This is a genomic window from Actinomycetospora sp., assembly GCF_055612215.1.
Genome location: NZ_JBVPVA010000129.1, coordinates 1 through 8694, shown reverse-complemented (window position 1 = coordinate 8694; position 8694 = coordinate 1). Strand labels below are relative to the sequence as shown.

Annotated in this window: 7 protein-coding genes; 5 read left to right on the top strand and 2 right to left on the bottom strand. The window is 75.2% G+C overall.

Features of this window, described 5'->3' with window-relative positions; genetic code table 11:
• Positions 1 to 294 (top strand): carotenoid oxygenase family protein (locus AC0CYZ_RS03410; RefSeq protein WP_472212356.1); only part of this gene is annotated, 294 nt, incomplete at its 5' end.
• 5 nt (positions 295 to 299) lie between these two features.
• On the opposite strand, the gene AC0CYZ_RS03405 is transcribed toward AC0CYZ_RS03410, so the two are convergent.
• Together AC0CYZ_RS03405 and pcrA are read right to left on the bottom strand one after the other, a co-directional pair.
• The gene (locus AC0CYZ_RS03405) at positions 300 to 1124 is read right to left on the bottom strand and encodes an oxygenase MpaB family protein (RefSeq protein ID WP_472212354.1); all 825 of its coding nucleotides are present in this window, start codon (positions 1122 to 1124) and stop codon (positions 300 to 302) included.
• A 95-nt stretch (positions 1125 to 1219) separates the two neighbouring features.
• Positions 1220 to 3781 carry a DNA helicase PcrA gene (gene pcrA / locus AC0CYZ_RS03400; RefSeq protein WP_472212352.1) on the bottom strand — a complete coding sequence of 854 codons (2562 nt, stop codon included), beginning with the start codon at positions 3779 to 3781 and terminating at the stop codon, positions 1220 to 1222.
• 353 nt (positions 3782 to 4134) lie between these two features.
• Here pcrA and AC0CYZ_RS03395 point away from each other — a divergent pair, with 353 nt between their 5' ends.
• The 4 genes from AC0CYZ_RS03395 to AC0CYZ_RS03380 all read left to right on the top strand — a co-directional run.
• Positions 4135 to 4458 carry a chorismate mutase gene (locus AC0CYZ_RS03395; protein WP_472212350.1) on the top strand — a complete coding sequence of 108 codons (324 nt, stop codon included), beginning with the start codon at positions 4135 to 4137 and terminating at the stop codon, positions 4456 to 4458.
• A 70-nt stretch (positions 4459 to 4528) separates the two neighbouring features.
• Positions 4529 to 4849 (top strand): hypothetical protein, encoded by a 321-nt coding sequence (locus tag AC0CYZ_RS03390; RefSeq protein WP_472212348.1) that lies wholly within the window; start codon positions 4529 to 4531, stop codon positions 4847 to 4849.
• Between the two features lie 338 nt (positions 4850 to 5187).
• The gene (locus tag AC0CYZ_RS03385; RefSeq protein ID WP_472212346.1) at positions 5188 to 7305 is read left to right on the top strand and encodes a hypothetical protein; all 2118 of its coding nucleotides are present in this window, start codon (positions 5188 to 5190) and stop codon (positions 7303 to 7305) included.
• Positions 7306 to 7427: 122 nt separating this feature from the next.
• On the top strand, positions 7428 to 8694 hold a 1267-nt coding region (locus tag AC0CYZ_RS03380; RefSeq protein ID WP_472212344.1), incomplete at its 3' end, for a serine/threonine-protein kinase.

Here is an 8694-nt window from a genome sequence, read left to right as displayed (position 1 = left end):
GATCGCGCCAACGCGATCGTGCGGCTGGACCTCGACACGGGGAACGCCACCGCCCACGAGCTCGGTCCGGACGTCAAGGCCGGCGAGGCGGTGTTCGTCCCCTCGGCGCGCCCGGACCGCGCCGAGGACGAGGGCTGGCTGCTCTCGATCACGACCCGGGCCGACGGGACAGCGTCCCGGCTGCTCGTCCTGGACGCGGGCGACGTGACCCGGCCGGTCGCCGCGGTGACCCTGCCCCGCGGGGTGCCCACCGGGTTCCACGGCTCCTGGCTCCCGGAGCCCGCGGCCCCATAGCGCGGTCAGGCGCTGCGCACCAGGTCGCGGGCGCGGGCGATCCGGGGCGGCATGGGCGGATCGGGCAGCAGGTTCGTCGCCCCCCGCACGAGCCGCAGCGCCACACTGGTGGCGGCGTCGGTGGTGGGCAGCCCGGGCAGGCCGTAGAGGCGCCGGGCCCAGCGGGGCAGCGTGCCGAACGCGAGCCCGGCGATGGTGGACAGCGCGATGGCCGCCGACGCCGGCGCGTGGGGCTGCGGGGTGAGCAGGCCGCCCACCCCGAGCCGGGCCTCGTCGCACAGCCGCAGCTCGGGCCGCACCCGGTCGAAGTAGGCGGCCATCGCGCGCCGCGACGACGGCACGATCGCCGGGTCGAGGCCCACGACCTCGGCCGCGCGGACGCTCTCGGCGAGGTAGGCGTCGGCGCCGTCGTCGTCGTCGAGCACCCCGGCGCGGCGGGCGACGTCGACGTAGGAGTCGATCTCGCAGGCGTGCACCCAGAGCAGGTTGTCGGGCAGGTCGAGGCGGAAGTCGTTGCCGGTGTCGGGGTCGTAGCCCCGCAGCGTCGCGTGCAGGCGCCGGACCCGGCCGGCGGAGGCCTCGATCTCGGTGGTGCTCCCGAAGGTGCGGGTGCCGACGAACTCGACGGTGCGCTGGAAGCGCGGCCACGCCTTCTTGGGGTCGAACAGCGCGGAGTTCTGGTAGGTCCCGCGCATCACCCGCGGGTGCAGCGACTGCAGCAGCAGCGCGCGCATCCCCGCGATCCAGAGCACGGGCTCGAGGTGGACCCGCCAGGTCACCGAGTCGGGTCCGAACAGTCCGTCGTCGTGCACGTCGTCGATCGTGTCCACACCGCTCCCGGGTCGTCGGTCCCGTCGCACGGCTCGCTGGTCGACCGCGTCCGTCCAGGGCTACCCGCGGCCAAACGGCCCGGCGACCGGAGGACTCAGAGCTTCTGCATCGGCACGCCGCCGATGAGCATGAGGCGCACCGTCCCCGACGACCCGAAGTCGATCGTCGCCGTCTGCTTGCTGCCGACCCCGTCGACGACGGTGACGAGCCCGAGCCCGTACTTGTCGTGGCTGACGCGGTCGCCGACCTCGAGGTGCAGGGTCGGCCCGGAGAGGCCCGGCGAGCGCATGGGCGAGGGCCGGGAGCGCGCCCCGGTCAGGTCGCGGCCCCAGCTGCGGCCCGACCCGAAGCTCGTCGACGCGCTGGGGGCGGACCGCTCGGGCCCGTTGCGCCGCCAGTCGACGACGTCGGCGGGCAGCTCGTCGAGGAACCGCGACGGCGGGTTGGCCTGGGGCTGGCCGAACGCCGAGCGCATCAGCGCCCGCGAGACGTAGAGCCGCTGCTGGGCGCGGGTGATCCCGACGTAGGCCAGACGTCGCTCCTCGGAGAGCTCCGTCGGGTCGGCGAGCGCGCGCTGGTGGGGGAAGACGCCGTCCTCCCAGCCCGTGAGGAAGACGACCGGGAACTCCAGGCCCTTCGCGGTGTGCAGCGTCATCAGGGTGACCACGCCGTCGCCGCCGTCGGGGATGGAATCGGCGTCGGCCACCAGCGAGACCCGCTCGAGGAACGCCTCCAGCGAGCCCGGCTCGGGGAGCCCGTCGTCGGTGACGACCACCCCGGCCGGCACGTCCGCCGCCCCGTCCGTCGTGGCGTCCTCGGCGAGCGCCGCGTTCGCCCGCGCGTCGCCGACGAACTCGCGCGCGACGCTGACGAGCTCGGTCAGGTTCTCCAGGCGCGACTGCTCCTGCGGGTCCTCGGAGTGCTCCAGCTCCGCGCGGTAGCCGGACTTCGTCAGCACCGCGTCGAGGGTGTCGGCGACCTCCTCGCCGCTCGCGACGCCGGCGTGCAGCGCGTCGAGCATCTCGACGAAGTCGGCGATGTTGCGCTGCGAGCGGGTGGCGAGGCCGTGGACGTCGCCCGCGGCGGCCCGGCGCAGGGCGGCGGCGAAGGTGATGTGCTCGCGCTCGGCGTGGTCGGCGACGACGGCCTCGGCGCGGTCCCCGATCCCGCGCTTGGGCACGTTGAGGATGCGGCGCAGCGCGACGGTGTCCTCGGGGTTGGAGAGCACCTTGAGGTAGGCCAGCGCGTCACGGACCTCGCGGCGCTCGTAGAACCGCACCCCGCCGACGATCTTGTACGGCATCCCGAGCCGCACGAACACGTCCTCGAAGACCCGGGACTGCGCGTTGGTCCGGTAGAAGACGGCGACCTCGCCGAAGCGGACGTCGCCGGCGTCGACGAGCCGGTCGATCTCGGCGGCGACGAACGCGGCCTCGTCGTGCTCGTTGTCCGCGACGTAGCCGACGACCTTCTCGCCGTCGCCGGAGTCGGTCCAGAGCCGCTTGTCCCGACGGTCGGGGTTGCGGGCGATCACGCCGTTGGCGGCAGAGAGGATCATCTGCGTGGAGCGATAGTTCTGCTCGAGCAGGATGGTGCGGGCCTGCGGGTAGTCCCGCTCGAACTCCACGATGTTGCGGATCGTGGCGCCGCGGAACGCGTAGATCGACTGGTCGGCGTCGCCCACCACGCACAGCTCGGCCGGCGGGGTCGACCCGTCCTCCGAGCCGGAGGACAGCGCGCGGACGAGCATGTACTGCGCGTGGTTGGTGTCCTGGTACTCGTCGACGAGCACGTGCCGGAAGCGGCGCCGGTAGTGCTCGGCGACGTCCGGGAACCGGGTCAGCAGGTCGACCGTGCGGGAGATGAGGTCGTCGAAGTCCAGCGACCGCGAGGCCTGCAGACGCTGCTGGTACACCGCGTAGACCTCGGCGCAGCGCCGCTCGTAGTCGTTGCCCGCCGCGTCGGCCGCCGTCAGCGGGTCGGTCAGCTCGTTCTTCCACGCCGAGATCTGCCCGAGCAGCCCGCGCGGCGGGTAGCGCTTCGGGTCGAGGTCGAGCTGCTTGGTGATCGTGGCGACGAGCCGCCGGGAATCGTCCGCGTCGTAGATCGAGAAGGTGCTCGACAGGTCGAGGTGCTTGTACTCGCGGCGCAGGATGCGCACGCACATGGAGTGGAAGGTCGACACCCACATCGCGTTCGCGCGGCGCCCGACGAGCGCCGTCACCCGGTCCCGCATCTCGGCGGCGGCCTTGTTGGTGAACGTGATCGCGAGGATCTGCCCGGGGTGCGCGCCGTGGGCGAGCTGCCAGGCGATCCGGTGGGTGAGCACCCGGGTCTTGCCCGAGCCCGCGCCGGCGACGATCAGCAGCGGCGAGCCGGAGTGCACCACGGCCTCGCGTTGCTGCGGGTTCATGCCCTCGAGCAGCGCCTCGGCCTGCTCGCGGCGGCGGTCGGCCCGCGCGCGGGCCTCGTCCGCCCGCCCGATCTCCGTCCGTCCGGTCTCGGTCCGCCCGGTGTCCGGGCGCGCCGGCTCCGGGCTGCCCGGACCGGTGCGGCGCAGCGCGGTGGTACCGGCGGCGCCCGCGAGGCGGGCGGCCAGCCCGGCCGCCGCGCTGGGCCGGGACCCCCGGGCGGGCCCGGTGTCAGTGCTACTCATCGCCTGGTCACGCTACCCGCCACCCCCGACGGTCCGGGCCACGTCCGGGACGACTCCTCGACGCCACCCGTCGACGGGCACGCCACCCATCCCGTGCGGGCCCAGGACCGTCGTGGAGTGCCCCTCGACGACGGGTGACCGGGGCGGCGACGTCGTGGCGTGCGGCCAGGTCCGGCGCTACCCTCCGGGGCGTGCAGGCGACGAGGCGATTTCCGTACGGGTACCGGCTCCCGGTCCCCGTGGTCGCCCGGCGCTGAGTCGCCGTCCACCACCCGCCCCGGAGTCCGAGGACCCCGGGGCGTTCTCGTGCCGGGGTCCGGAACGGCTCCGACCTCCTCGACAGGACCACAGCCGTGACCGACACCCCGACCTCGACCGACACCCCTGCGGGCACGGCCGCCCCGGAGCCCGCCGGCCTCGCCCCCGCGACGGCGGAGGAGATCCCCGACCTGCGGGTCGAGATCGACGCCATCGACGCCGAGCTCCTGCGCCTCATCAAGCGCCGGTCCGAGATCAGCCAGCGCATCGGGCTCGCCCGGATGAACGCCGGCGGGCCCCGCATCGTCTACAACCGCGAGATGCAGGTGCTCGCGCGGTTCCGCGACCTCGGCGCCGAGGGGCGCGAGCTCGGGATGCTGCTGCTGCGCCTGGGCCGCGGTCGCCTCGGCGGCCGCTGATCCCAGCGCCGTCCGCCGCCCCCGGCGCGAGCGAACGCCCAGCACGCATCCGGGCTGGCATCCTGGGTCCATGGGACCGGTCTTCGACCTGATCGCGACGATCGTCGCGATCCTGGGTCTGCTCGCCGCGGTGGGGTACGGCGGCTATCTGCTGATGCTGCGCTCGGTGGCCCAGAAGCGGCCCGGTGCCACCCATCTCGCCGCGGACGCCCGCAAGCGGCTGCCCGCCGCCGGTGGGCTGACGCTCGGGGCGCTGGTCGCGCTGCTGCTCACCAACGGCGGCGTCACCGCCGACGTCCTCGGACTGCTCCTCGGCGGCGGGATCGGCCTCTTCTCGGTCAACCAACTGCAGGCAGCCCGTCGGCGTCTGGCGAACCCGCCGTCGGCCTGAGGACCCCACCGTTCCTCCGTCCGGCCCAAGCTGGGCCGGACGCGTGGCCGCACCGACCACTGATCGTGGCGACCGACGGTGACCGGACTACTCCACGCCGTCGCCGAGCGGTCGGTCTCCTGCGCCGAGCGACAGTGACCTGTGCGTGACTGAGTCGTTCGGACGAGTGACACCCGCTCGTGTCGGTCCGAACGCGGTCGATGGCCGTACGGCGACGCAACCCGGTCGATCGGCCCAGGCCACCACTCGGCGGCTGGGCGCCACCCGAACTCACGAGTAGACCTTCGTGGCACGAAGAGTGACGTTCGGCGGGGGCTGACTGATTCGGGAGTGACGACGTGAGCGTCTCGGCATCGATGCACGGTGGCGACGGCGGTTCGATGCGGCGGGCCGGTGGCTGGGCCGGCCTGTCCGGCACGGCCGGATCGGACGATCCGATCCTCCCCCCGCTCCCCGAGGCCCCCCACGAGCGCCGACCCGGCGCCCGACACAGCACCGGGATCGCGGTCTCCGAACTGGTGCTCCGTGACGACACCGGCCCGTTCTCCGCGTCCGGCGCCGTCGTCACCTCCGGCGGCCGGGTCCGCCGGCACGCCGCCCCGCTCGCCCTGCGCCGCAGCGTGGCCGCCACCCGCGTCACCATCGCCGCGCTGCTCGTCGGCGGCACCGCGCTCGGCGTCGTGGGCGCCGGCATCGGTGCGCTGAACCCGCCGGTCGACGACTCCCCCGGTGTCGGGCCCGACGGCACGCCGGTCGGCGGCGCCCCGGGCGCGCCCGGCGTCGTCGGGGCCCCCGGGTCCCCGGTGACCGCGACCCCGCAGGCCGTCGCCTTCACGACGGTGGCCGAGAGTCTCGGCCTGCCCAGCGGAGCCCTCGGCGGTGTCCTCGCGGGCATCGCCGCCACGTCGTCGCTCCCCGGCGCGACCGCCCCCGCCGTGCCCGCTCCGCCGGCGGGGGCGGGCGCCGGGAGCGGCATCACGGCGCCCGGTCCGGGTGTCGGCATTCCCGGGCTCCCGACGCTGCCCGGGGGCGGGGGCGGTGGTGGCGGCACCGGTGGCAATTCCGGTGGCGGCACGGTCGGCGGCACCGTGGGCTCCGTCGGAGGCACGGTCGGCGGCACCGTGGGCTCCGTCGGAGGCACCGTGGGCGGCACCGTGGGCTCCGTGGGCGGCACGGTCGGCGGCACCGTGGGTTCGGTCGGAGGCACCGTCGGCGGGATCGTCGAGACCGGCGGCGGCGCACTGGGCGGCACCGTGGGCTCCGTCGGGGGCACCGTCGGCTCCGTCGGTGGCACGGTCGGCGGGACCGTGGGCTCCGTCGGAGGAGCCCTCGGCGGACTGCTGCCCGAACCGGTCGGGGGGCTCGTCGGTGGAGCGACGGGCGCCGTGGGCGGCACCGTGAGCGGGGCCGCGGGCGCCGTCGGCGGGATCGTCGGCGGCGTGGGGGGGACCGTGACCGGGGTGTCGAGCACCCTGGGCTCCACCGTCACCGGCGTGACCGGGGCCCTGGGCGACACCACCACCGGCCTCACGGGTGCCGTGGGCAACACGGTCACCGGCGCCGCCGGCGCGCTGGGCAACACGGTCACCGGCGCCACCGGCGCGCTGGGCAGCACCGTCACCGGCCTCACCGGCACCCTGGGCGGCACGGTGGACGGGCTCGGCGGCGTGAGCGGCGGACTCCCCCTCGACGGCGGGTCGACGGATCTCCTGTCCGCCCTCACCGGTGGCGGCGCGCCCACTGTCACGCCTCCGGCGGTCACGCCTCCGGCTGTCACGCCCCCGGCGGTCACGCCCCTGGTCGCGACGACCGCTACCACGGCCGCGGACTTCCTCGCGAAGACCCAGCAGGCCACCGCCCCCGTCGGCGACGTGCACGGCGCGGTCGGCAGCGGAGCGTCGACGACCACCCCGTCGGCACCCGCCCCCGCCGCCGCAGCGGCCCCGACCACCACTGCGGCGCCCGAGGCCGCCGTCGAATCGACGGTCCAGAAGACGACCAGCACGGTCGGCGGGCTCGTCGGTTCCCTGACCGGCGGCGGGTCGGACTCGTCGTCGACGAGCGCGAAGTCGGCTTCGTCGTCGTCGGAGTCGTCCGGGTCCTCGACCGACGAGGGCTCCGGCTCGTCCGACACGAAGGACTCCGGCTCCTCGGACACCAAGGACTCCGGCTCCTCCGACACGAAGGACTCGAGCTCCTCGGACGAGGGCTCCTCGAAGGGCTCCAGCTCTTCGGACGAGGGCTCGTCGAAGAACTCCACCTCCTCGGACGAGGGCTCGTCGAAGAACTCCAACTCCTCCGACGAGGGCTCCTCGAAGGACTCCGGGTCCTCCAAGGACTCCGGCTCCTCCGACGGGGGCTCCTCCTCGGGCTCCGGCTCGTCCGACGGCGGCGCGAAGAGCCTCGTCGGCTCCGTGACCGGCGGAGTCGGGGGCCTGCTCGGTGGCGGGAGCTGAGGCCGCCCGCCGCGCCCGCGGGGACACACGTCACCCGACCGTGGGACCCCGCAGCTCGTGACCTCTACCCTGATCCCCCGTGGGGGCCCGTGGAGGCCGCAGTCTCGGGCGGAGGGAGGCCGGTGACACCTCGTCGTGTCGTCGCCGGGCGGTATCGCCTCGAGGAGCGGATCGGCTCGGGGGCGATGGGCGTGGTCTGGCGCGGGACCGACGAGCGACTCGGCCGCGTCGTCGCCGTCAAGCAGGTCTTCCTCAACCAGGGCCTCGACGAGAGCGAGGCCGACGAGGTCCGCCAGCGGACCCTGCGCGAGGGCCGCATCGCGGCGCGCCTGCAGCACCCCCACGCGATCTCGGTGTTCGACGCGTCGATCGAGGGTGACGAGCCGTGGCTCGTCATGGAGTACCTGCCCTCGCGCAGCCTCGCGGCCATGCTCGGTGAGCACGGCCCGCTCGAGCCGCGACTCGTCGCCCGCATCGGCCGGCAGGTGGCCGACGCGCTCGACGCTGCGCACCAGGCCGGCATCGTGCACCGCGACGTCAAGCCCGGGAACGTGCTGATCGGAGCCGACGGCACCGTCAAGATCACCGACTTCGGGATCTCGCGCGCCACGGGCGACCTCACCCTGACCCGCACCGGCATGCTCGCCGGCACCCCCGCCTATCTGGCCCCCGAGGTCGCGCGCGGCGAGGACTCCACGTTCGCCTCCGACGTCTTCTCCCTCGGCGCGACCCTGTACGCCGCCGTCGAGGGCATGCCGCCCTTCGGGTCCGACGACAACGCCCTCGCGCTGCTGCACGCCGTCGCGGCCGGGGCCGTGAACCCGCCGGTGCAGGCGGGCCCGCTCACCGCCCTGCTCATGCGCCTGCTGCGCGACGACCCGGCCGAGCGCCCGACCCCGGCGGAGGCCCGCCGCGAGCTGGGCCGTATCGCGCACTCCTCCGCGTCGTCGACGTCCTCGTCCGGCTGGTCCCGGACCGAGCTCGACGCGGCCGACGCGCGCATCCCCGACTCCCGCCGCTCCGCCGAGTCCGACCCGGTCACGCCCGGCGGTCGCCGCTCGGCCCCGCCCGCCACGTGGCGCGGCAGCCCGTTCGACCCCGATCCCTCGCCCGACCCCTCCGGCCCCGGGCCGGGCGCTCCCGCGCCCCGGGGGAACGGCACGGGGTCCGGTCCCCGGTCCGTGCCGCCCGAGCCGTGGGCGGCCGGTGTGGCGGCGCCCGCGCCCGCCGCCCCGCCGAGGACGCGGGGACGCGGGCGGCCGACCACCGTCGTCGTCATCGTGGTCCTCGCCGTCGCCCTGCTGGCCGGGATCCTCGCCGCCGTCCTGTTCGCCGGACCGACGAGCGAGGAGTCCACCGGCGCGTCCGTCGGGCCCGCCCCCAGCAGCG